General features: G+C 40.5%; 23 protein-coding genes. 1 reads left to right on the top strand and 22 read right to left on the bottom strand.

Translation table 11 applies throughout. The annotated features are described in order from the left end of the window. Positions 1-385: 385 nt before the first annotated feature. The 21 genes from PSE83_RS03935 to yceD form a co-directional block, all read right to left on the bottom strand. Positions 386-1,690 carry an NAD(P)/FAD-dependent oxidoreductase gene (locus tag PSE83_RS03935; protein WP_004253300.1) on the bottom strand — a complete coding sequence of 435 codons (1,305 nt, stop codon included), beginning with the start codon at positions 1,688-1,690 and terminating at the stop codon, positions 386-388. Between the two features lie 412 nt (positions 1,691-2,102). Continuing rightward, positions 2,103-3,722, bottom strand: coding sequence for a bifunctional metallophosphatase/5'-nucleotidase (locus PSE83_RS03930; RefSeq protein ID WP_094960435.1), 1,620 nt, complete (start codon positions 3,720-3,722; stop codon positions 2,103-2,105). A 35-nt stretch (positions 3,723-3,757) separates the two neighbouring features. Continuing rightward, entirely contained in the window at positions 3,758-5,110 is a 1,353-nt protein-coding gene (locus PSE83_RS03925) for an OprD family outer membrane porin (protein WP_004253295.1), read from the bottom strand. Between the two features lie 1,374 nt (positions 5,111-6,484). Next, positions 6,485-7,504: a beta-N-acetylhexosaminidase gene (nagZ, locus tag PSE83_RS03920; protein ID WP_172767063.1), complete on the bottom strand. Its 1,020-nt coding sequence runs from the start codon at positions 7,502-7,504 to the stop codon at positions 6,485-6,487. Between the two features lie 64 nt (positions 7,505-7,568). Beyond that, positions 7,569-8,471, bottom strand: a complete 903-nt coding sequence (locus PSE83_RS03915; protein ID WP_254366113.1) for a phosphotransferase — start codon at positions 8,469-8,471, stop codon at positions 7,569-7,571. Continuing rightward, entirely contained in the window at positions 8,434-9,012 is a 579-nt protein-coding gene (gene lpoB, locus PSE83_RS03910; RefSeq protein WP_004253278.1) for a penicillin-binding protein activator LpoB, read from the bottom strand. Before lpoB ends, PSE83_RS03915 begins: the two co-directional genes overlap by 38 nt. Positions 9,013-9,014: 2 nt before the next feature. Next, positions 9,015-9,407, bottom strand: coding sequence for a YcfL family protein (locus tag PSE83_RS03905; RefSeq protein ID WP_094960431.1), 393 nt, complete (start codon positions 9,405-9,407; stop codon positions 9,015-9,017). Between the two features lie 13 nt (positions 9,408-9,420). Continuing rightward, positions 9,421-9,771, bottom strand: a complete 351-nt coding sequence (gene hinT / locus PSE83_RS03900; RefSeq protein WP_036957623.1) for a purine nucleoside phosphoramidase — start codon at positions 9,769-9,771, stop codon at positions 9,421-9,423. Positions 9,772-9,811: 40 nt separating this feature from the next. Further along, on the bottom strand, positions 9,812-10,603 hold the full coding sequence (locus PSE83_RS03895; RefSeq protein WP_004253269.1) for a metal-dependent hydrolase: 792 nt from the start codon (positions 10,601-10,603) through the stop codon (positions 9,812-9,814). Positions 10,604-10,615: 12 nt separating this feature from the next. Beyond that, positions 10,616-11,608 carry a DNA polymerase III subunit delta' gene (gene holB / locus PSE83_RS03890; RefSeq protein ID WP_272660671.1) on the bottom strand — a complete coding sequence of 331 codons (993 nt, stop codon included), beginning with the start codon at positions 11,606-11,608 and terminating at the stop codon, positions 10,616-10,618. A gap of 24 nt (positions 11,609-11,632) precedes the next feature. Then, complete coding sequence (gene tmk, locus PSE83_RS03885) at positions 11,633-12,262, bottom strand: dTMP kinase (protein ID WP_004253248.1); 630 nt, start codon at positions 12,260-12,262, stop codon at positions 11,633-11,635. A 5-nt stretch (positions 12,263-12,267) separates the two neighbouring features. Beyond that, positions 12,268-13,290, bottom strand: coding sequence for an endolytic transglycosylase MltG (gene mltG, locus PSE83_RS03880; protein ID WP_272660670.1), 1,023 nt, complete (start codon positions 13,288-13,290; stop codon positions 12,268-12,270). 52 nt (positions 13,291-13,342) lie between these two features. Beyond that, on the bottom strand, positions 13,343-14,173 hold the full coding sequence (pabC, locus tag PSE83_RS03875; protein ID WP_164565240.1) for an aminodeoxychorismate lyase: 831 nt from the start codon (positions 14,171-14,173) through the stop codon (positions 13,343-13,345). Between the two features lie 150 nt (positions 14,174-14,323). Next, the gene (gene fabF, locus PSE83_RS03870) at positions 14,324-15,574 is read right to left on the bottom strand and encodes a beta-ketoacyl-ACP synthase II (RefSeq protein ID WP_071585850.1); all 1,251 of its coding nucleotides are present in this window, start codon (positions 15,572-15,574) and stop codon (positions 14,324-14,326) included. Positions 15,575-15,651: 77 nt separating this feature from the next. Then, on the bottom strand, positions 15,652-15,888 hold the full coding sequence (acpP, locus tag PSE83_RS03865; protein ID WP_004253236.1) for an acyl carrier protein: 237 nt from the start codon (positions 15,886-15,888) through the stop codon (positions 15,652-15,654). 155 nt (positions 15,889-16,043) lie between these two features. After that, entirely contained in the window at positions 16,044-16,778 is a 735-nt protein-coding gene (gene fabG, locus PSE83_RS03860) for a 3-oxoacyl-ACP reductase FabG (protein WP_004253233.1), read from the bottom strand. Positions 16,779-16,785: 7 nt separating this feature from the next. After that, positions 16,786-17,718 (bottom strand): ACP S-malonyltransferase, encoded by a 933-nt coding sequence (fabD, locus tag PSE83_RS03855; protein ID WP_096863860.1) that lies wholly within the window; start codon positions 17,716-17,718, stop codon positions 16,786-16,788. Positions 17,719-17,736: 18 nt separating this feature from the next. After that, positions 17,737-18,687, bottom strand: a complete 951-nt coding sequence (locus tag PSE83_RS03850; RefSeq protein WP_094960620.1) for a beta-ketoacyl-ACP synthase III — start codon at positions 18,685-18,687, stop codon at positions 17,737-17,739. Positions 18,688-18,696: 9 nt separating this feature from the next. Beyond that, complete coding sequence (plsX, locus tag PSE83_RS03845) at positions 18,697-19,737, bottom strand: phosphate acyltransferase PlsX (RefSeq protein WP_164565239.1); 1,041 nt, start codon at positions 19,735-19,737, stop codon at positions 18,697-18,699. 12 nt (positions 19,738-19,749) lie between these two features. Next, positions 19,750-19,920 (bottom strand): 50S ribosomal protein L32, encoded by a 171-nt coding sequence (gene rpmF / locus PSE83_RS03840; RefSeq protein WP_004253223.1) that lies wholly within the window; start codon positions 19,918-19,920, stop codon positions 19,750-19,752. A gap of 12 nt (positions 19,921-19,932) precedes the next feature. Beyond that, a complete protein-coding gene (gene yceD, locus PSE83_RS03835; RefSeq protein WP_004253206.1) occupies positions 19,933-20,457 on the bottom strand; it encodes a 23S rRNA accumulation protein YceD in 525 nt (174 codons plus the stop codon). A 143-nt stretch (positions 20,458-20,600) separates the two neighbouring features. Between yceD and PSE83_RS03830 the strand changes: the two genes are divergently transcribed. Then, the gene (locus tag PSE83_RS03830; protein WP_164565238.1) at positions 20,601-21,188 is read left to right on the top strand and encodes a Maf family protein; all 588 of its coding nucleotides are present in this window, start codon (positions 20,601-20,603) and stop codon (positions 21,186-21,188) included. Positions 21,189-21,230: 42 nt separating this feature from the next. On the opposite strand, the gene rluC is transcribed toward PSE83_RS03830, so the two are convergent. Continuing rightward, complete coding sequence (rluC, locus tag PSE83_RS03825; protein WP_164565237.1) at positions 21,231-22,190, bottom strand: 23S rRNA pseudouridine(955/2504/2580) synthase RluC; 960 nt, start codon at positions 22,188-22,190, stop codon at positions 21,231-21,233. Between the last annotated feature and the right edge of the window lie 68 nt (positions 22,191-22,258).

Genomic DNA, 22,258 nt, shown 5'->3' with positions numbered 1-22,258 from the left:
AATCAATGGGATAATAGAAGAGTCCGTTATAGTTGGCGGTTATCGTTATATAAATAGATTTACATCTTAATTATTTAAAACTTAAGATAAGTTAATATTCGGATCATTTATTTTATATTAATTTCTAGGGTTAAGTTTCATTAAAATAAAATATATATTTATATAAGCAATAGTGACAATATATTCGACAATTAACCTATTAAATTTGATCTAAATAGTTTTTCTACGCAATATTTAACATAGATAAACCTTGACAGATTGAGTTAATATATTTTTTAACATTATTATTTATCATTATAAATAATAAAAAATAATGCACCTGTTATACGAATATACAGGTGCATAGTGCTAATAAAACCAAATTAAACAAGTAGCTAGTCGTTGACTAGTGCAATTTTAACTTTGGACGAATAATTCTGTTAATACTGCCAACAAGCATCATTAGCCCCGTTTTAATGTAACCGTGTAATGCGATTTGGTGCATACGGTATAAAGAAATATACACAAAACGAGCGATACGCCCTTCTACCATCATATCCCCACGCATTAAATTCCCCATCAAGCTGCCAACTGTACTAAAGCGAGACAGTGAAACTAATGAGCCATGATCTTTATAAACATATTCTTTTAAAGGTTTATCTTTCATTAAAGCGACAATATTGTCATAACAAAGGCTGGCCATTTGGTGAGCTGATTGAGCCCTTGGTGGCACAAATCCCCCTTCTGGCTTAGCGCAAGAAGCGCAATCGCCAATGGCAAAAATCATATCGTCACGAGACGTTTGTAACGTTGGTTTTACCACCAATTGGTTGATACGATTTGTTTCTAACCCAGCGATATCTTTCATGAAATCAGGTGCTTTAATCCCTGCAGCCCAAACCATGAGATCCGCATGAATTTTACCATCTTCTTTCGTATTCAAACCATCTGCATCAGCACTGGTTACCATAGTTTTCGTCAATACATTCACGCCGAGTTTATTAAGTTCTTGATGTGCGGCACTTGAAATTCTCGGCGGTAAAGCCGGCAGGATACGTTCACCCGCTTCAACTAGTGTGACATTCAATGCATCTGTGTCTAGCCCTTTAAAGCCATAACTGGTCAGTTGCTCTACTGCGTTATAGAGTTCCGCTGATAACTCAACGCCCGTTGCACCGCCACCAACAATGGCAATATTAACGCTCTCCTCTGCGTTATCACGAACTGAGTAACGTAAAAACAGATTTAGCATTTCGTCGTGAAAACGGTGCGCTTGGTGTGGGTTATCTAAGAAAATGCAGTGTTCTTTAACACCTGGTGTACCAAAATCATTCGACGTACTTCCTAACGCCATCACTAAAATATCGTATTCTAGTTCACGCAAAGGGACCAATAATTCACCATGTTTGTCATAAAGTTCACCGAGAACCACTTTTTTATTTTCACGGTCAATATTCGTGAGCGAACCTAATTGGAAATTAAATGCATTATGGCGAGCATGGGCCAAATAGCTTATCGCATCGACGCCATCATCTAACGAACCTGTCGCCACTTCATGTAATAGTGGTTTCCATAAATGGCTTGGGTTGCGGTCAACCAAGGTAATTTGTGCGCGTTTTTTACGGCCTAACTTACGGCCTAAACGTGTTGCCAGTTCTAATCCACCAGCCCCACCGCCGACAACGATGATTTTGGGTTGAGATAAGGTCATAAATCCCTCGAAACAAAATATATTAATGTTATTTAAGGTTTCTCATAAAAAAACCTTATATAACAATAATTAGCCACAACTCACACTAACCCTATTAGAATATCATGACTGGTCTATTGGTAATACCAAATATTGATTCACATCAATTTAGTTGATTATTATGACTACGATCACATTCGTCAAATCATTTTTTTCCCCAAACGAATCGAGTCAGCTTTTTAGCCGTTATATCAATCAATTGTTTAAATTCACAAAATCATAATGATAATGAGAATTATTACTTTATCATTTTTTATTTAGTAAACACAATCAATCCCCCCTTCTCATCATTACCCCATGCCGGAAATTAAGCACAAAAAAACTCTGAGGATGATAAACACCCTCAGAGTTTTTAATGGAATATTAAATTTTATTATTTAATTTTCTTGATACGCACATCCGTTGGAACGGAAACTGGTGAGTTATCTTTAAAGTACTGCATTAACGCTTCGTTATCTGGCAGGCTATAAACACGGTCTTTACCTTGGTTGAAGGCAGAGAAACGGCTACCACCCGTTGCTAAGAATTCATTCGCAGCAACACGATAGCTTTTATTCATGTCTAACGGCTTACCGTTTAATTTCATTGATTTTTGAATAACTTTATCACCCACTGGGCGGCTGTCATCCCACTCGTAGTAAAAACCTTTAGAAACTGGCATAACTTGTGGACGAGCACGATCCCACTGCTGCTCAAGCGCTTGTTTAATTTGTGCACCTGTTAGCGATTGCGTAACAACCACGTTAGAGAATGGCTGGACAGTGAAAATATCACCGTAAGTTAATTCCCCTGCTTTCATATCAGCACGAATACCGCCACTGTTCATAAACGCAATTTGCGCACCGCCCGCTTCTTTGCTGGAAGCTGCATATAATTGCCCATCAGCAATAATCTTACCTAGAGTTGAATCTCCTGCAGGCAATAATTTTTTATCCACATTTGCTGTTAAAGAGCCCATCACTTGTTGCGAAATAGGCAAGGCAATTTTTTCGTATTTTTGTACGAACGTGGTTAACTCAGGGTTTTTCTCATAACGGCTCGTTTCAACAGGGATATTCTTTGCATTGATACTAACAATATCTTTCGTATTTCTATCAATCTCAATATTCAATTGAGATAATAAAGTCCCGTTAGACTGGGCTGAAATTACTGTCATCCCATTGATTTCACAATTGTAAGCTTGGTGTGTATGACCGCTGACAACAAAGTCTACATTCGCATCTAATTGTTTAACGATATCAACGATTGGGCCTTTGATATTATCACAACGGTTAATATCTTTAACTTTGGTATCAACTTGTTGTGTTGCGCCTTCATGGATCAGAACACCGATACTGTTAATACCTTGTGCTTTTAATAATTTCACTTGGTTATTAATAGTTTCGACTTCATTTTTGAATTCTAACCCTGCGGTTCCACTTGGTGTTACGATAGCCGGCGTACCTTCTAACGTTAAACCAATAAATGCCATTGGAATGCCATCAAACTCTTTAATAAAGTAAGATGGGAACAGAGTTTCTCCTGTTTCTTTCACAATAACGTTGGCCGCTAAGTAGTTAAAATTAGCACCATCAAAGGAATCTTTACCCACACAACCTGCTGTTGGGTGACAGCCGCCGTTTTGTTTTCTCAGCAGCTCTTCTTTACCTTTATCAAACTCATGGTTACCAACTGCACTGGTTTCCATACCAATCGCACTTAAGGCTTCAATGGTAGGTTCATCATAAAACATCGATGACAGTAATGGGCTTGCCCCGACTAAATCACCCGCGCCAACAACGATAGTTTTATCATTTTGCGCTCTTAATTGATTAACCAGCGTGGCAATTGACTCAATACCACCTAATTTACCATCACCCGGGGCTTGTAAAGCCCCATGGAAATCATTAATACCAATGACTTGTACTTTTACGGTATCTGTATTTTTGGGAGCACAACCCGCTAAAAGTGCACCAGAAATGAGCAGTGTGAGTAATCCAATTTTATGTTTCATTTATTTTACCTTTTTTAATCCTTTTCAACTATCGACTACATTTTGAAACGATAAGTCGTTGTCATTGATCCAGATAACGAGTGTGCACGACGTGAGTGACCATCATATAATTTTGGCGTCGTGTAGTCGTTCTCCTGACGGTGGTGCCAACCCAGACCGCCACTTAACGAAACAGAAAGGTTTTCAGTTGGTTTCCAATAGCTGAATAGACCGAATTGACCTTGTTTTAATCTTTCACCTTCATATTTAAATTCTGAATAGTTAGTACGCGCACCAACAGAGAGTTCTTTACTAATACGATACTCTGCGGCCATTGCAACCATGGTTTCACCATCGCGTACGTAGTCGATATCTGCATAGGCTGGTGAGTTAAAACGGCCACGAGTGTTACCAATTGGGTTACGCGCAAACTGGCCTACGCCATTCGCTTTTTTCGCTTGGGTATGAGTTAAACCTGTGCTTAACGTCCAAGGTGACTCAGGAATACGCCATTCTGCCGTTCCTGCGTAGTGCCATGCACGTTTGTCAAAATTACGCTTCCCTTTTTGTTTATCGGTTTCAGTACGTTTACCATCACTACCGTATTCATGGTTATAGATTTGTGTACCTAGTGTCACATCTGAAGTCAGTTTATATTTTGCTTCTAAACCTTGCTGACGGAATAAATCATCTGCTTGACCATAGAAATAGTATACTTTCAATGGTTTAGTATTGTAGTTAATACCACCTGTAATGACATGATTAACATTGTGTCGAACACCATTAGCATCAGTGAAATACATCGCATCAATATTTGGGCTATCGCGACGCATGACTTTCTTATCGAGATATAATAAATCCAAACTCCAATCACTGATCGCAGTATTAGTGTAGTAACCGCTATAACTGTTCAATGATAAACGCTGTGAATTCGTGAAAATACCCGTATTTTTCAGCGTAAACCAACCTGCTTTCGCATTAAATTTTACTGGCTCAAGGTCCAGTTTTACTTTTGCATAACGTTGACCAATTTTGTTGTACCCTTTCGCATGGCCATCATCATTATATAAAATTGCACGGGAGGCGAAGTCTTTACTTGCCCCCAGTTTGATACCGCCGTAATAAGAGGCATCAAAGCCAATTACATCAGCAAAATAACCTGATTTGAAATCTGCTTGAAAGTTTTGTCCCCAAGCATTCGCAACTTGTTTTCGATAACGGTTTTCGTTTTTATCAAAACGGTTTTCTGTTTTTAAGTATTTCCACATGTTGCGGGTTGACAGCTCTAGCTCCGAATCCGCAATGAATGAGTTTTCCTTGATAGAATCTTCCCAGTTGCTGGCATTTGCCATTGCTACCGCTAAATAGCAAGGAGAAAGCATTAATAACGCAATATTTTTAACTTTCATTGGAATTAACCTAGTTAATGATTATTTGAATTAATTTTATGCTGTGCCATGTTTCCATGAACAACAAAACACCATTTTTATTTTTAGCTTAATAAAACAATTTAACTTAAAGACAAACAGATACATCCATTTCAAACACATAAGTCATTTTAAATATAAAATTCAATACAGTATTTTCCTGTATTTGTGTTTACTTATTACTATGAATAGAAATATTCCTTATAAGAATTCAAAAATACATTATTGATTCGATAGCGCCACTTACTCATATTTGGTGTTTATCTAGCTTAAACCTCACACTACGGCACTGTATTTATCAACACTGTATTGTTTATTAAGAAAAAAAATTTCACTTTATTTCCTATATAATTTTTTAGAGCAAAAAATATCCCTGAGAAATAATCATCTCAAATAAATTTGAATATTTAACTTAAAATGCAACTATTAAATTGCTATTTTTTTAATTGATTACTTATCACTCTAAATTGTCATAAATCTTTCATAATACGAATGCTATCGTAATTTTATGTCAATTAAAACGATCGCTGTCACAACACGCCACATAAGTTGCAATAAGCTACTTTTTAATAGTGATGCATGTCACATTTTACTTTAAGGTAAATTTAATATGTAACTCATTATTTTGAATAGAATTTCATCGGCAATTCATTTATTTGTTAACTCATCCACTTAAATAGGTATTTGTAATAGCTTTATACATATAGGCTATATGTGTAAAACTTCACCCAATAGAAACCTTCACATGAATGCGTAGTATTTGTTGATGTATATTTACTCATGATCGTTCTATAGCCCCCTCATAAGAGAAAGTATTATTCTCTGTAGGCAAATTTAAATTAAGTAACACTTGAGCAAATGATAGGCACAAATAGTTATTAAGCACTGATTGAATCATTCTATTTTTCATTTATTTAAAATCATCTTAACTTTTTAAGATGATTGCTTTCATTATTAAAATTAACATAGCTATACCCAGCACTCTAACCATATAAAAAACCAGACATAATGCAAATATATGGTTATTTATTTCAATTAAACTCAAAATGTAATTACCAACAAATAAAACAATCAAAATTTCTATTTTATTTTTTCAAAAATGAAACATAATACTAATGAGATTAATAAAAACCTTCTAATTATTTTTAATAGTGAAATAAGTATTAGTTCATTTCTAGCAAATATAGCCGAAAAGAACATTGGGATTAACTCTAAAAAAACAAGAACGTTACGGGTAACTTTTACCACAAGTCATAATTTTATTATTTTATTCATGCAAAGCAATTTGTCTTTCTTGCGTACTTATGCAAAAAGGCCAGTAATAAATTACTGGCCTTTCAGATGTACTAGAAATTATTAGCGATGTTCTTGCCAGCGCTCATGCAAATCAACGAGTTGACGATGGCTATTTTTCCAACGCTCAACTGCTTGCAACTCTGTTAAACTATATTGTCGGCCGCTATGATATAGCTTAGAAGCTTGGCTATCATATTGTTTCGGTAAGTTATCTAAGACGCTGACTGCACCTTCACGATTATTACAGACTAAAATCATGTCGCATCCCGCATTCAACGATGCTTGGGCTCTCTCAGGATAACTTCCCATCACCGCAGCGCCTTCCATCGATAAATCATCAGAGAAAATGACACCATGAAAACCAAGTTGCTCTCGCAATACTGATTTTAACCAAAATGGTGAACCGCTCGCAGGGCGATCATCAGCTTGGGTATAAATAACATGAGCAGGCATAACTGCATCGAGTAGCTCTCGTTGTATAAAGTCTTTAAAAATCAACATATCTTTACCACGAATTTTCTCCAAGGAGCGGTCATCCCGTGGTGTTTCTTTATGTGAATCAGCTTTCACTGCACCATGACCAGGAAAGTGTTTCCCTGTCGTTTTCATACCCGCACTGCGCATACCTTTAATAAAACGTTCTGCCATGACCATCGCAATTTCTGGGTCTTCGTGGAATGAGCGTTCGCCTATCGCAATACTTTGATGGCCAAGATCCAAAACAGGTGCAAAACTAATATCAATATCCATAGCTATCATCTCTGATGCCATTAACCAACCCGCCTCTTCAGCAAGTTTAGCACCATCGATTTCACTATTGAGTGCTGCAAATGCCTGAGCAGAAGGCAATGCGGTGAAACCATCACGGAAACGTTGTACTCGACCACCTTCTTGGTCAACAGCTATCAACAACCGGTGTCTTGATGCATCACGAATTTGGCGGACAAGCTCTCGTAATTGGGCTGCGTCATGAAAGTTACGGGTAAACAGTATTACCCCCCCCACGGATGGGTGAGCTAATATTTCGCGCTCTTCGTTGTCCAATTCATAACCCTGAACATCTAGCATTATAGGGCCCATAACATGCCTCACTTATTAAACTAATTGTCTTAATCCGATACTGTTTTCTGATAGCCTTTGGCTATCAACCTATTAAACCAAAATATTGCCGTAATAATTGTGAGTGTACCAAAAAGTCAATTGACTGGCTTTCATTCCACTGCACTTCATACCACATTAATGTCATATATTTTACCCAAGGTGCCCATGATTGACAGCTTTTCGCCAATTGCTGTTTGTCTCGATAAGCACCGTGAACATCACAATATTGCGTCAAGAAAAAATCTCGCTGAATGTCTGTCAGACCATTAAATTGGAAATAGGTTTCTAAAGAGAATGCGATATCTGTATTTGCCGCATACTCCCAATCCAATAGCATTAGCTGCCCTGTTGATGTGCATATAATATTCTTTGCATGAATATCCATATGGGCAGGCGCGAGTTTCAGCATTTTTGGGAAAGAGGCAGAGGTAAAATGGCGATGGAGTTTTTTCCAGCGAGGTGATAACCGTTTTTTATCAATTAAATAGCCGTAATGAGATATTTCATTGCGGAGTTGTAAATGATACCCCAGCAGTGGAGCACAATGTAATTGTGTGACTATATTTGCAAGCTCACACTGGTAACTGGGCAACAAAAAAGTATTATTATCAGGGTGTTGCCCTTCACACCACCCTAATAATAACCATTGTGAATTCCGACCAATCACTTGAGGTGTAAATGAATAAGCGCGTAATTGCTGCAATATCCGCGCTTCTTTCTTTCGGTTAACATACAAAGCAGTTTGCGCATTTCCATCAGCACGCGCTATTAGCTTCACTTCGCGAGCAGGTAGAAAACATTCAACCAAATAACTTCCCCCCGACAGCCCTGTTAGTGAGGATATTTTCCAATCACGTACAGAGATTGTAGGAAAATGTGTCACTAACAGTCGAAAAAGTGACTGCTGGTTACTCAATATTGTGCTTTCCAGTCCAAACAATTTCACCTGTTTGCACATCCATCAACTGCATTTCAAGACTTCTTTCTTTATTTGAACCTGACATCACGCTGTAAATCACATACTCCGCTTGAACATAGCGGCCTAACCCTATCGCTTTGCTACGGGTGACTAAACTGTCTTCTTGTGATAAACCGAGTGTTTTACGTGCGGAACTCACCACACTGGCGGGAACCACTTTAAAACGATTGGTGTTCTCAACCGCGGTTGTCATAACTGATGTTACAGTTTGCACCGGTATTGAACCATTCGTGTTATTTTTCACTGAATCAACTAACAGTACTTTTCCGTTTTCGACCCCATCCGCACTGGCCATTTGGTTAACTAAAGGTGTAATGGAAGCGGACCAATCTGTTGTTTGTTGCTTTGGTGGAGTTGGAACAACATCAACGGGTGGTGGAGTTACTTCTGGTTGTTTCTCCGGCTCTACTGGCACAATTGGGGGTTGTGTACCTGGTTGTTGAGGTGGATATGAAGGGCACCCAGCCAAAATTAATGTCGCGGCAGCAACCATTAAGATGCGTTTCATTATTATTCTCCGGCCTTTGGCGATAAAAATACATGAACACGTACATTTGTTGCACGTGGAGAAGAAGTCACAGCACGAACTTTCACATCAGAATTTGCTGCGATTTGCTGATACAAGGTATTCGATGTTTCTACGTTTAATCCTTGCTTATCATACCAGTATAAACGATAAGCAATATTCACCACTTTAGGCTGTGAATTACTCATGTTAATAGTAGCGATAGTTTGATGATTTTCACTACCTATCACTGGGTTTTCGACAATGACCCCTTGTGCAAGTACTGCGGGCTCCATAATGATGCGCTGTTGCTCATTAAAAACCAGCCCTTGTGTTTTCTTAAATATGCAACCACTTAGCAACACAGTTACCAAAGCAAGTAATGCAATACGGTTCATTGCCGATCCCTTATTATTTCGCCAATAGCGGCCCTAATGGGCGACCACCCACTAGATGCATGTGGATATGAAACACTTCTTGCCCTGAATGTTCATTGCAGTTCATGATTAAACGGTAGCCATTTTCTGCAATACCTTCTTCTTTGGCTATTTTCGCTGCAACAGTAAACAAACGACCTAATGCAAGTTCGTCATCCACAGTAACATCATTGACAGTTGGAATTAATTTATTAGGAATAATAAGAATATGAGAAGGTGCTTGTGGCGAAATGTCACGAAATGCGGTGACAAGTTCATCTTGGTAAACCACGTCTGCTGGGATCTCGCGACGGATAATTTTACTGAAAATCGTTTCTTCTGCCATTTCAATTTCCTTAGTCATTTAATCGTTCTAGTGAACTAATTTATACGTTATTTGTGCCAACATTTAAATGAAACAAACGATTGAAGTTTTGTGTCGTGATTTCAGCGAGTTGCTCAACACTAACCCCCTTTAGCACCGCCATATACTCAATAACATCCCGGACGTACGCGGGTTGGTTTTCCCTCCCACGATGAGGAACAGGAGCCAAATATGGCGAGTCAGTTTCGACTAAAATTCGGTCTAAAGGAACAACACGGGCGGCTTCTCTAATTTGCTCTGCGTTACGAAATGTGACGATCCCTGAAAATGAGATATACATACCTAAATCGAGTAGTTCAACAGCCGTATCTTTATCTTCAGTAAAGCAGTGTAATACCCCGCCACAGTCCATCACATTTTCTTCGCGTAGAATAGATAAGGTGTCTTCTCGTGCCGCACGAGTATGCACAATGACGGGTTTATTGACTTCACGACCTATGCGAATGTGCTGACGAAAAGACTCTTGCTGCAACGCGGCATTCTCTTGCTGATAATAGTAATCCAGCCCAGTTTCTCCTAGCGCAACAACCTCATTTCCTGCGGCTAATTGTGCTAGTCGTGCGAAATCATATCCTTCGTCTAAATTGAGAGGATGAATACCACATGAAAAAGCAATATTGTCACGCATGCCAATCATTTTTTTCATGCTTTCAAAACCGTGCAACGTTGTTGCAACAGCTAACATGAAACGGACATCACGGGCCGAAGCCTTTGCGATAACATCGTCGACATTCGTATGTAATTTTTCATAATCTAAACAGTCGAGATGACAGTGTGAATCAACAACAAACATATTTAACTCTTTTTAAAATGTAGGGAGAGACAACGAAGCTTCCCATTGTAATAATTGATTTGTCAGAATCAGTTCCTGATTCAGTGCAGGAACTGTCAGTAATTGATGGCGGCAATATAACCACTTATCATACATATTTATTAACTGTGTTCGATTCATAGCACCAGCTAATTGCAGAACTTGAGATTGCTGATCTTGGTTGATGCAAAAAACCCCAGCCCCTTGTTGAATTTTAATAGCATCCGCCAATAAGCTAAGTAGCCAATTTAAGGCATCAGGCGCTTCATCAATATTCAAACTAGGCAGCAAACTCAACATATCCCCCGTTTGCAATGCATGACCTAAACTATGGCATAGTGCATTACGTTTTTGCCAGCGTTGTTCATCCAATAAGGCTAGCGCAGAAAGTGGCGCACCTTGGCATATTTTTAATGCCGTTATCGCATTTTCAACAGCAATACCCGGCTTTTGCTTTTGCAACCAGTAGAGTGCTATTTGTGGATCGGGAGCAGGTAAGAAATGACTCAGGCAACGGCTGCGAATGGTCGCAAGCAAATTCTCTTGTTTATCACTTCCAAGTAAAAAGTAAGTATCCTTTGCTGGCTCTTCCAATGTTTTCAATAACGCATTAGCTGCTGCATCTGTCAATGCTTCAACCTGTGGAATATACACCACTTTGTTGCCGCCTTGTTGAGCATGGCGACTCAAGGTTTCAATTAATTTTCTAACCGCATCAACACTAACAGTAGACTTCCCTTTTTCTACTTCAATAATATGATAGTCAGGATGATTACCCGCGAGCATCAAACGACAGCTATGGCATTGCCCACAGCTTTTTAGCCCGTCTCTTTCTTGGCAAATAAGCCAACGACTAATTCCATAGCATAGTGCTTGTGCCCCATTTCCCGGTATTGAGTGAAGCAGTAACGCGTGGTGGCCTCGACCGCTTTGGTACGCAGTAATGATTTGTCGGTAAGGTTCATTTAACCAAGGATACCAATTCATGGGATTAATACCTTATGTGGTTTATCAAGCACGCGCTAACCACTGTGTCAGCGTTTGGCGAATATCTTGCTGTACTTGCTCAATATTTTGGCTTGCATCAATAGTGAGTATCGTTTCATCACCCGCGGCCAGCTCAAGATAACGGCTGCGTGTTCTTTCGAAAAAGGCTAACGATTCTTTTTCAATTCTATCTAACTCACCCCGTGACCTTGCACGTTGTAAACCTAATTCAGGAGGTAAATCAAGGTATAAGGTTAATGAAGGTTTGAAATCGCCCAACACTAAGTCACGTAATGATTGCATCAAATGACGATCAATTTCACGTCCCCCCCCCTGATACGCTTGGGAAGATAAATCATGACGGTCACCGACCACCCATTTGCCAGCCGCTAATGCAGGTTGGATCACTGTATCAACCAGTTGTACACGGGCTGCATATAACATCAGCAATTCAGCCTTATCCGTGACTTTATCACCTGCAATACCTTGCTTTATGAGCTCACGGAGTTTCTCTGCCAATGGCGTTCCACCAGGCTCTCGAGTAAAAACAATATCTGTGATCCCTGCTTGGTTCAACGTTTCCACAACCGTATTGATTGCAGTTGTTTTACCAGCGCCTTCGAGTCCTTCAATAACAATAAATTGGTTTTTCATTTTTATCAGTTTTGCTGTTCAAATTGGCGGTAAACTTTAACGGCACGATTGTGGTCGTTTAGATTACGACTAAAAGTATGCCCACCTTTACCATCTGCGACAAAGAATATGTAATCCGTTTTAGCCGGATGTGCGGCAGCCTTTAACGATGCAAGGCTCGGCATTGCAATCGGTGTTGGTGGCAAACCATCAATCTTATAAGTATTGTATGGTGTGTAATTATCTAAATCACTACGATAAATTTTACCACGATACTTTTCACCTAACCCATAGATGACGGTTGGGTCGGTTTGCAGACGCATATTTTTCTTTAAGCGGTTAACAAATACGGATGCAACCTGGGCTCTTTCACTATCAATACCGGTTTCTTTTTCAATAATCGAAGCCATAATAAGCATTTCATAGGCATTCTTATAGGGTAAATCCCTATCACGCCCTTTCCACTCTTCATCAAGGCTGTTTTGCATACGTTTATAAGCACGTTTTAAAATTTCAGCGTCTGTTGTCCCCGCTGTGTATAAATAGGTATCAGGATATAGCCACCCTTCTAAAGTCCCTTCTCCGTTAAACCCAATCAGGGCGTGCAGTTCTGTCGGGGTTAAGTTGGTAGTTTTATGCTCTAAGTAAGGAGCATCACGTAAAATATTACCCCAATCACTTAAACGGTTACCTTCAATAAAACGGATCGAAAATTGTGCTTCTTTACCACTTACAATTAATTGTAGTAGTTGTTCCACATTCATACCCGGTTGCAGGCGGTAAGTTCCTGCTTTTAGCTGAGCCAGTTCAGGGCGTAGTTTGAGTAACCATTGAAATTCATTCCCTTTTTCAAGAATGTTATCTTCAATAAGTAACCCTTCAAATGCGACACGCCCAGTTCCTGCTGGTACCGTAAAAATTTTTTCTTGTGTGATGTTAATTGGCGTTTTGGCATAGTCCAGTACTTGACGATATTGCCAATAGACCGCGGCTACGACAATAGCAGCCAAGGTAACGGCGATTAGAATGATTTTTTTGGCTAATTTCATTTATTGACCATTTCAATGCGTGTATTGGTAACAATTAATTCATTTATAAAAACTAAATTTTGCAACGCAAAAATAGATACTCAAACAGCTCACGAGACGCAAATTGTAATGGTGGAAGTTGTTTATCCATTTGAATACTTTGTACCGGTAAAACTGGCATCAGCGCATTACAAATAACCACTTCATCACAATGAGTTAAGACGTTAGCAAAGCGTTCCACCTGTTGAAGATGGTACTGGCTATCTTGTAACAGTGATATTATCTTTTGTCTCATTAATCCATTCACACCACTATGAGATAAAACTGGGGTATACACTGTATGACCAATTCGCCAGAAAACATTAGCACTACAGCATTCAACAATAATACCGTCGGTGTCTAGCACAATAGCTTCATCTGCATTAAGTTCATCAACCTCTTGCTTAATAAGGACTTGTTCTAAGCGGTTGAGGTGTTTCATCCCTGCTAGCAATGGGTTACGAGCCAATGGAATTTGGCTAAGAACGAGGTTAGCCCCTTTGCACTGTAATTGGACATAATTATTCGGGAAGGGAGAAACGCTGACTATCACCGTCGGCGAGGTAAAACCTTTAGAGCTATATCCTCTACCACCAGCACCGCGACTAATAATCACTTTGACCACAAATTCGTCTTGAGTCTGTTCTGCACAAACCTGCTTTAGATGCTCTGCCAACCTTTCCCAATCTGGCTGAGCAATTTTCAATCTTTGGCTATCGTGCTTTAACCGAGCAATATGCTCATTTAACATTTTAGCTTGCTGATTAACGCCATGTATGGTCGTAAAGCAGCCGTCCCCAAAAGAGACTGCGCGATCAGTAACACTTATTTGCTGGCAAAGCTGCCCATCAACCCAATATGACATTGATAATACTTATAATAAAAGCTGATAAATCAGACAGTAATCAAGTGGGATTATCATAAACTAAAGCGAAGAACTGTGCAAAGAACTGGGCAAAATAAAGCCCCAGCCACAATACGTGACTAGGGCTAATAACTAACGGTAATAGATTAATTATTCGCCGTGATAACGACGGAAAATTAATGAACCGTTGGTGCCACCAAAACCAAACGAGTTACACAGAGCATACTCCATGTTATCCACTTTACGTGCTTCACCTGGAACAAAATCCAGTTTGCACGCTTCATCTGGGTTATCCAAATTAATGGTAGGTGGAACAATTTGATCGCACAATGCCAAAATAGTGAAGATTGACTCAATAGCACCTGCAGCACCAAGTAAGTGCCCAGTCATTGATTTAGTTGAGCTGACTAATACATCTGTGCCCTCACCAAATACATTAACGACTGCTTGTGCTTCTGCTAAATCGCCTGCAGGAGTTGAAGTACCGTGAGCATTGATATACCCCACGTCACTCGCTTTGATTCCTGCGTCATTTAGTGCATTTTCCATTGCAAGTGCTGCACCCGCACCATTTTCAGGTGGTGATGTCATATGGTAAGCATCACTGCTCATCCCAAAACCTGCAATTTCTGCATAAATTTTTGCACCGCGTGCTTTCGCATGTTCATATTCTTCAAGAATAATGATACCTGCGCCATCTCCCAGAACAAAACCATCACGGTCTTTATCCCATGGGCGACTTGCCGCTTGTGGATCATCGTTGCGAGTCGATAATGCACGTGCTGCACCGAAACCAGCCACACCAAGTGGTGTAGTCGCTTTTTCAGCGCCGCCTGCAACCATTACATCGGCGTCACCATAAGCAATCATACGAGCTGCATGACCAATATTATGCACACCTGATGTACAGGCAGTTGCAATTGAAATACTTGGACCACGGAAACCGTACATAATGCTTAAATGACCAGCCACCATATTAATGATGGTCGATGGTACGAAGAATGGACTTACCTTACGAGGCCCACCGTGCAGTAATGACTCACAGTTGTCCTGAATTAAGCCTAACCCACCAATACCAGAACCAATCGCTGCACCAATTCGAGTAGCATTGGCTTCTGTTACTTCCAATCCAGCATCTTTAAAGGCTTGAAAGCCAGCAGCGATACCATATTGGATGAATGGATCCATTTTCTTTGCATCTTTACGAGAGATGCCAAATTCTTCGTAATTGAAATCTTTTACTAAGCCAGCAAATTTAGTTGCGTGGTTAGTAGTATCAAAATGATCGATTAGGCTGATACCACTCTGTCCGTCACAAACAGCTTTCCATGATGACTCAACTGTGTTGCCGACAGGAGATAACATGCCCAGTCCGGTTACGACTACACGACGCTTAGACACGTATTTCCTCCAAGGAGGGAAAAGTTACAAAAGGAACATAGGCGATCGAGTGATCGCCTAGATAAGTTTTCGTACAATTATTTAGATGCGTTCTCGACGTAGTCAATCGCAGCCTGTACTGTTGTGATCTTTTCAGCTTCTTCGTCAGGGATTTCGCAATCGAACTCTTCTTCCAGAGCCATAACTAGCTCAACTGTGTCAAGAGAATCAGCGCCCAAGTCATCAACAAATGAAGCTGTATTTACAACTTCTTCCTCTTTAACACCCAGTTGTTCAACGATGATTTTCTTAACGCGTTCTTCGATAGTGCTCATACTATTAAAATTCCTATCAAAACTCGCTTTCGCGATGGTTTTCGTAGTTTATGAAATACAGGAAAAGATACAACCCAATCCCGGCTGTTGGAACTATTATTTTGCATTATTTAGCGTTAGATAACATTAAAAATGCAAATAGTTCCATCATTTCTTTAGATCATGTACATGCCACCATTGACATGCAATGTTTCACCTGTGATGTAAGCAGCTTCATCAGAAGCTAAAAACGCTACAGCACTGGCAATTTCTTGTGCATCACCCAGTCTATCCGCAGGAACCTGAGATAAAATGCCTGCACGCTGTTCATCTGTCAATGCTTTAGTCATATCAGTTTCGATAAAACCAGGTGCAACGACGTTGACAGTAATACCACGAGAAGCGACTTCACGAGCCAATGATTTGCTAAAACCAATTAACCCTGCTTTCGCTGCTGCATAGTTAGTTTGCCCCGCATTTCCCATCACACCGACAACGGATGCAATTGAAATAATACGTCCACAACGTTTTTTCATCATGGCACGCAAAACGGATTTAGACAAACGGTAAACGGATGAAAGATTGGTGTCAATAATATCTTGCCATTCATCTTCTTTCATACGCATCAATAGGTTATCACGAGTGATACCTGCATTATTAATCAAAATATCAATTTCACCAAATTCTTCGCGGATTTTGGTCAAAGTTTCTTCGATTGATGCTGCATCAGTCACGTTTAATGCTAAACCTTTACCTTTGCCATCAAGATAAGCGGTAATGGCTTCTGCGCCTTTTTCGCTGGTTGCTGTCCCGATAACAGTAGCACCACGAGCAATTAATGTTAAAGCAATCGCTTTACCAATTCCACGACTCGCGCCTGTTACCAGTGCAATTTTTCCTTCAAAGCTCATGTCGTCCTCAGCTATTTTCTAAAGCAGTGCTTAATGATACAGGATCATTGACTGCGACGGCAGTTAAATTAGAGACAATTCGCTTGGTAAGACCAGTCAATACTTTCCCTGGACCTACTTCAATAAGATGTTCAACACCTTGATCTGCCATTAATTCTACTGTTTCCGTCCAGCGTACTGGATTATACAGTTGACGGACTAAAGCATCACGAATATTTTGTGCCGATTTCTCAATTTTAACATCAACATTGTTAATAACTGGATAGTCTGGCTCACAAAAATCAATTTTTTCTAACGCTTCGGCTAATTTATCAGCAGCTGGCTTCATTAATGCACAATGAGAAGGGACGCTAACAGATAATGGTAATGCGCGTTTTGCACCCGCTTCTTTACATGCGATACCCGCACGTTCGACTGCCGCTTTTTCACCTGCAATGACGACTTGGCCTGGTGAATTAAAATTAACTGGTGAAACCACTTGGCCTTGAGCGGCTTCTTGGCAAGCTTTTTCAATTGATTCATTATCTAAACCAATAATGGCATACATCGCACCAGTTCCTTCAGGAACGGCTTCTTGCATGAGTTTTCCGCGCAATTCAACCAGTTTAATCGCTTGTTTGAAGTCGATAACACCCGCACAAACTAAAGCAGAATACTCACCAAGGCTGTGACCCGCCATCATCGTTGGCATTGCGCCATTTTTGTCTTTCCAAACACGGAAAATAGCCACAGAAGCTGCCAATAACGCAGGCTGTGTTTGCCATGTTTTGTTTAATTCTTCTTCTGGCCCATTTTGTACTAACGCCCAGAGATCGTAACCCAATGCTTCCGATGCTTCAGCGAATGTTTGCTCAACCAGCTGATTTTCTTCAGCTAGTGCCGCTAACATACCTAAAGACTGAGAACCCTGTCCGGGAAATACCATAGCAAATTGTGTCATGTCTATTTTCTCAGTTAATTAAAAACGAACCAATGCAGAGCCCCAAGTGAAACCACCACCAAAGGCTTCTAAAAGCACAAGTTGACCACGCTGAATACGGCCATCACGCACCGCTTCATCCAACGCTGTAGGAACTGATGCTGCAGAAGTATTACCGTGACGGTCTAATGTGACAACAACTTTATCCATCGTCATATCTAATTTTTTCGCCGTCGCAGAAATAATTCTTAAATTTGCTTGATGTGGAACTAGCCAATCAAGTTCTTCTTTGGCAATGCCGCTCTGTGCTAATGTTTCATCAACAATATGCGCTAATTCACGCACTGCAACTTTAAAGACTTCATTACCTGTCATGGTCAAATAGGCAGGGTCTTCAGAGCAACGGCTACGATTAGGTAATGTGAGTAAATCACCATAACGGCCATCTGCATGTAAATGCGTCGAAATGATACCCGGCTCTTCAGATTCGCCAATAACCACAGCCCCTGCCGCATCACCAAATAAAATAATTGTGCCACGGTCTTCGGGATCTAATGTTTTAGATAATGCATCTGCACCAATAACTAATGCTTTTTTAGTCATGCCCGTTTTAACGAATTGATCAGCAATACTAATCGCATAAGTAAAACCTGCACATGCAGCTGCGACATCAAATGCCGCACAATCTTGAATACCAAGCATTTGTTGGATTTGGCAAGCAGCACTAGGGAAAGCGTGAGTTGCTGATGTGGTTGCGACGATAATTAAACCAATGTCGGTTGCATCGACTTGTGCCATGTCCAACGCATTTTTGGCCGCATGAAAACCCATCACTGAAACACTTTCTTCTTCGTTAGCAATTCTTCTTTCATGTATGCCAGTGCGTGTCACAATCCACTCATCAGAAGTATCAACCATTTTTTCCAGATCAGCATTGGTACGTACTTGTGCTGGTAAGTAGCTGCCTGTTCCTAAGATTTTACTGTACATAGCCATAGGTTATTGATCACTCCTGGGTAAAACAATATTTAGTCGCGCTGTTATTCTTTCTGGGACTTGTTTTTCAACAGCTTGTACTGCGCGGTCAATAGCCGCTTTAAAAGCGCCTTCATTCGCTGCACCGTGACTCTTGATGACAATACCTTTTAATCCTAACAGAGTCGCACCGTTATACTGGTCGGGGTTCATGTCCCCAAAACGTTTCATTAAACGTTTTTTTAACCATTTTTTCGCCAGTTGCATAAACCAACTGCTTTTTTTATGTTGATCGCCGGTCGATTTTATCAATGAAAGGATGACGCGTATTACACCTTCCATCGTCTTCAATGAGACATTACCTGCGAAGCCGTCACACACTAACACATCGGTTTTACCTGTCAGTAACTCGTTACCTTCTACATAACCAATGTAGTTAATTGATGTCGTTTCTTTTAATATTGAGGCGGCTTCGCGGATATTATCCAACCCTTTACTCTCTTCTTCGCCAATATTCAGTAACGCAACTCTCGGTTTAGAAATGTTAACCACTTCTTCAGCCATCACGGAACCCATTACGGCAAATTGGACTAGCATATCACTACTACAATTAACATTAGCGCCTAAATCTAGCACTACTGTTTGACTTTTTTGCTGATTAGGTAGGATTGTCATTAGCGCTGGGCGCTCAATCCCCTCTATAGACTTTAGCATTAATTTCGCTAAGCCCATCAGCGCACCCGTATTTCCCGCACTCACGCACGCTTGTGCCTGCCCTGTCTTCACTAACTCTAAGGCCACTCGCATCGATGTTCCTTTGCTTTGCCTTATCGCGTTTGATGGTTTTGCATCGTTTGCGATAATGCCGTCAGCAGTAATAATTTCGACGCGCGAAATTAGCTCAGCACTTTGTTGTGCAAGCAAAGGTTGAATGGCTTCGGGTTGACCGACAAGCAGTAATTTGAGTGCTGGATTAGATGCCAGTGCCTGCAATGCAGCAGGCACCGTGACGCGGGGACCAACATCCCCGCCCATAGCATCTAACGCGATGGTTAGATTAGCCAAGGTAACAACAAATTACTTGTTGATAACCTTACGGCCACGGTAGTAACCATCTGCAGTCACATGGTGACGCAGGTGAGTTTCACCGGAAGTTTTATCTACAGAAACTAGGGTAGCAGTCAGTGCATCATGTGAACGACGCATACCGCGTTTTGAACGAGTTGGTTTATTCTGTTGTACGGCCATTGACCTTACTCCTTAAGTACTTTTCTTTAAACTGGCTAATACGGCAAATGGGTTTGGTTTTTCTGCCTCGGGAGGCAGTTCACCATACACCATGTCCGCTTCGGACACTTCACAGTGTTCAGAATCATGAACCGGAACCACTGGTAAGGATAGAATTATTTCATCTTCTATCATTCCCAGCAAATCTATTTCACCAAATTCATCAATTTGAATCGGTTCATAGAGCTCCGGTAATGCTTCGGCCTTTTCGTCATTGACGACAGGACTAAAACAATACGATACGTAGACATGATGTTTGAAATCAGTTCTGCAACGTTGGCATTGTAAGGTGACATCCACTTGGGATTTCCCCTCGATGACAGTCAAACGCTGATTATCAATTTTAAATGATAATTCGGTTTCTACATCACTATCTACACTGACTACTGATTCGGCAATTCGTGTAACTTGCTCAGATGTATAACTCCCAACATAGTCGAGGTTTTTCTGAGCTGCACGCTGCGCATCGATAGTCAGGGGTAATTTTACCTTTTGCATAAGGCGCGCATATTAACTTTGTAATGAGCTATAGTCAAAGAAAAAGGCGGGGTAAACTCGCCTTTTCACCAAAAAACCGTAGGTTTTACGTTTTATAGTTTAAAATGAGTTAACCCTTTTGGCTACGAGTTTCGAGAAAAATCATGAAATCGATTATTTTGGCGTCAACTTCACCATACCGGCAAGCCCTACTAAAAAAACTGGGATTGCCTTTTTTAGCAGTGGCTCCCAATATTGATGAATCGCCCATATTGAATGAGTCCGCTCAGGCTTTAGTCATGCGTTTATCTCATGAAAAGGCCAACGCACTCTTTGCTAAATACCCTCAGCACCTGGTTATCGGTTCTGACCAAGTCTGTGTAATTGGAAATAAAATTATGGGCAAACCGCATAATTTTGATAATGCCTTTCAGCAGCTTAAATCTGCGTCAGGCAATAAGGTCACTTTTTATACTGGCCTATGTTTACTCGATACTGAAACAGGTAAGTTTAATGTCGAGTGTGAATTGTTTCACGTTCATTTTAGATCACTATCTGACGCCGAAATAACTAATTACTTACTTAAAGATGAGCCTTATCAATGTGCTGGAAGTTTTAAATCAGAGGGATTAGGGATTAGCTTATTTGAACGTTTGGAAGGGCGTGACCCCAATACGTTAGTGGGGCTTCCACTTATTCTATTACTTGAAATGTTACGCCAACACCAAGTTAGTCCATTATTTGATAATTAATCATTTAACTGGCAGGAAATACCTGCCAGTTAATTAAATGACCTACTTTTCTGCTTTACGACTACGTAATATTTTCAGGCAGTGATTCAGCTGGTTATCTAATGGCGCTTGCAAACGCATCTCATCTCCCGTTTTAGGGTGTGTAAATTTCAGTGCGCTCGCATGCAAAAATAAGCGGTTTAAACCTGTTCCGGCCAGTTGGCTATCAAATTGCTTGTCACCATAACGGTCATCAAATGCAATAGGATGCCCTGCATAGAGAGTATGCACACGAATCTGATGCGTACGGCCCGTAACCGGGCTTGCTTTCACTAAGGTTGCATTTTCAAAACGTTCTTCAACTTTAAACCGTGTCTCCGAGGGTTTTCCTTCACTGCTCACTTTCACGACACGTTCACCACTTTGTAGAATATTTTTCAGTAAAGGCGCTTGAACAACTTTCATGTGGGACTGCCAATTGCCTCTCACTAATGCTAAATAATCCTTTTGCATTTGTTTTAAACGCAATTGTTCATGTAGTGCGCGAAGTGCAGAACGTTTTTTTGCCACTAACAAAATCCCAGAAGTGTCTCTATCCAAGCGATGGACTAATTCAAGGAAACGCGCTTCGGGTCGCAAAGCCCTCAAGCCTTCGATAACGCCAAAGCTTAAACCACTTCCACCATGAACAGCAGTACCAGATGGTTTATTCAGCACTAAGAGAACGTCATCTTCAAATAAAATGCAATTCGCTAATGCAGCGACCTTATCCAGTTTAGCCGAAACCGGTGCAGTTTCCCGTTCAGCAACCCTAACGGGAGGAACGCGGACTTGGTCCCCTTCGACTAATTTATACTCAGGCTTTATCCGCCCCTTGTTAACACGCACTTCCCCTTTGCGGATAATGCGATAAATCATACTCTTTGGTACACCTTTAAGTTTAGTGAGCAAAAAGTTATCGATACGTTGCCCAGCTTCGTCATCGCTGATGTCAATAAATTGAACTTGATTTTGTGTATTCATTCGGGAATGCGTTAACTCTAATTGATTAAAATATGCTCTTATTCGCTTTCCCTATCATACCGACTCCA

Source organism: Providencia sp. PROV150 (assembly GCF_028481025.1).
Classification (GTDB): Bacteria; Pseudomonadota; Gammaproteobacteria; order Enterobacterales; family Enterobacteriaceae; genus Providencia; species Providencia hangzhouensis.
The sequence above is the reverse complement of the archived record's forward strand: the minus strand, read 5'-3'. Positions and strand labels throughout refer to the sequence as shown.

Coding starts and splice junctions, on each gene's coding strand:
- PSE83_RS03935 (WP_004253300.1), bottom strand. CDS start 1,690: ATGACCTTATCTCAACCCAAAATCATCGTTGTCGGCGGTGGGGCTGGT.
- PSE83_RS03930 (WP_094960435.1), bottom strand. CDS start 3,722: ATGAAACATAAAATTGGATTACTCACACTGCTCATTTCTGGTGCACTT.
- PSE83_RS03925 (WP_004253295.1), bottom strand. CDS start 5,110: ATGAAAGTTAAAAATATTGCGTTATTAATGCTTTCTCCTTGCTATTTA.
- nagZ (WP_172767063.1), bottom strand. CDS start 7,504: ATGGGCCCTATAATGCTAGATGTTCAGGGTTATGAATTGGACAACGAA.
- lpoB (WP_004253278.1), bottom strand. CDS start 9,012: ATGAAACGCATCTTAATGGTTGCTGCCGCGACATTAATTTTGGCTGGG.
- PSE83_RS03905 (WP_094960431.1), bottom strand. CDS start 9,407: ATGAACCGTATTGCATTACTTGCTTTGGTAACTGTGTTGCTAAGTGGT.
- hinT (WP_036957623.1), bottom strand. CDS start 9,771: ATGGCAGAAGAAACGATTTTCAGTAAAATTATCCGTCGCGAGATCCCA.
- PSE83_RS03895 (WP_004253269.1), bottom strand. CDS start 10,603: ATGTTTGTTGTTGATTCACACTGTCATCTCGACTGTTTAGATTATGAA.
- holB (WP_272660671.1), bottom strand. CDS start 11,608: ATGAATTGGTATCCTTGGTTAAATGAACCTTACCGACAAATCATTACT.
- tmk (WP_004253248.1), bottom strand. CDS start 12,262: ATGAAAAACCAATTTATTGTTATTGAAGGACTCGAAGGCGCTGGTAAA.
- mltG (WP_272660670.1), bottom strand. CDS start 13,290: ATGAAATTAGCCAAAAAAATCATTCTAATCGCCGTTACCTTGGCTGCT.
- pabC (WP_164565240.1), bottom strand. CDS start 14,173: ATGTCATATTGGGTTGATGGGCAGCTTTGCCAGCAAATAAGTGTTACT.
- acpP (WP_004253236.1), bottom strand. CDS start 15,888: ATGAGCACTATCGAAGAACGCGTTAAGAAAATCATCGTTGAACAACTG.
- fabG (WP_004253233.1), bottom strand. CDS start 16,778: ATGAGCTTTGAAGGAAAAATTGCACTGGTAACAGGCGCGAGTCGTGGA.
- fabD (WP_096863860.1), bottom strand. CDS start 17,718: ATGACACAATTTGCTATGGTATTTCCCGGACAGGGTTCTCAGTCTTTA.
- PSE83_RS03850 (WP_094960620.1), bottom strand. CDS start 18,687: ATGTACAGTAAAATCTTAGGAACAGGCAGCTACTTACCAGCACAAGTA.
- rpmF (WP_004253223.1), bottom strand. CDS start 19,920: ATGGCCGTACAACAGAATAAACCAACTCGTTCAAAACGCGGTATGCGT.
- yceD (WP_004253206.1), bottom strand. CDS start 20,457: ATGCAAAAGGTAAAATTACCCCTGACTATCGATGCGCAGCGTGCAGCT.
- PSE83_RS03830 (WP_164565238.1), top strand. CDS start 20,601: ATGAAATCGATTATTTTGGCGTCAACTTCACCATACCGGCAAGCCCTA.
- rluC (WP_164565237.1), bottom strand. CDS start 22,190: ATGAATACACAAAATCAAGTTCAATTTATTGACATCAGCGATGACGAA.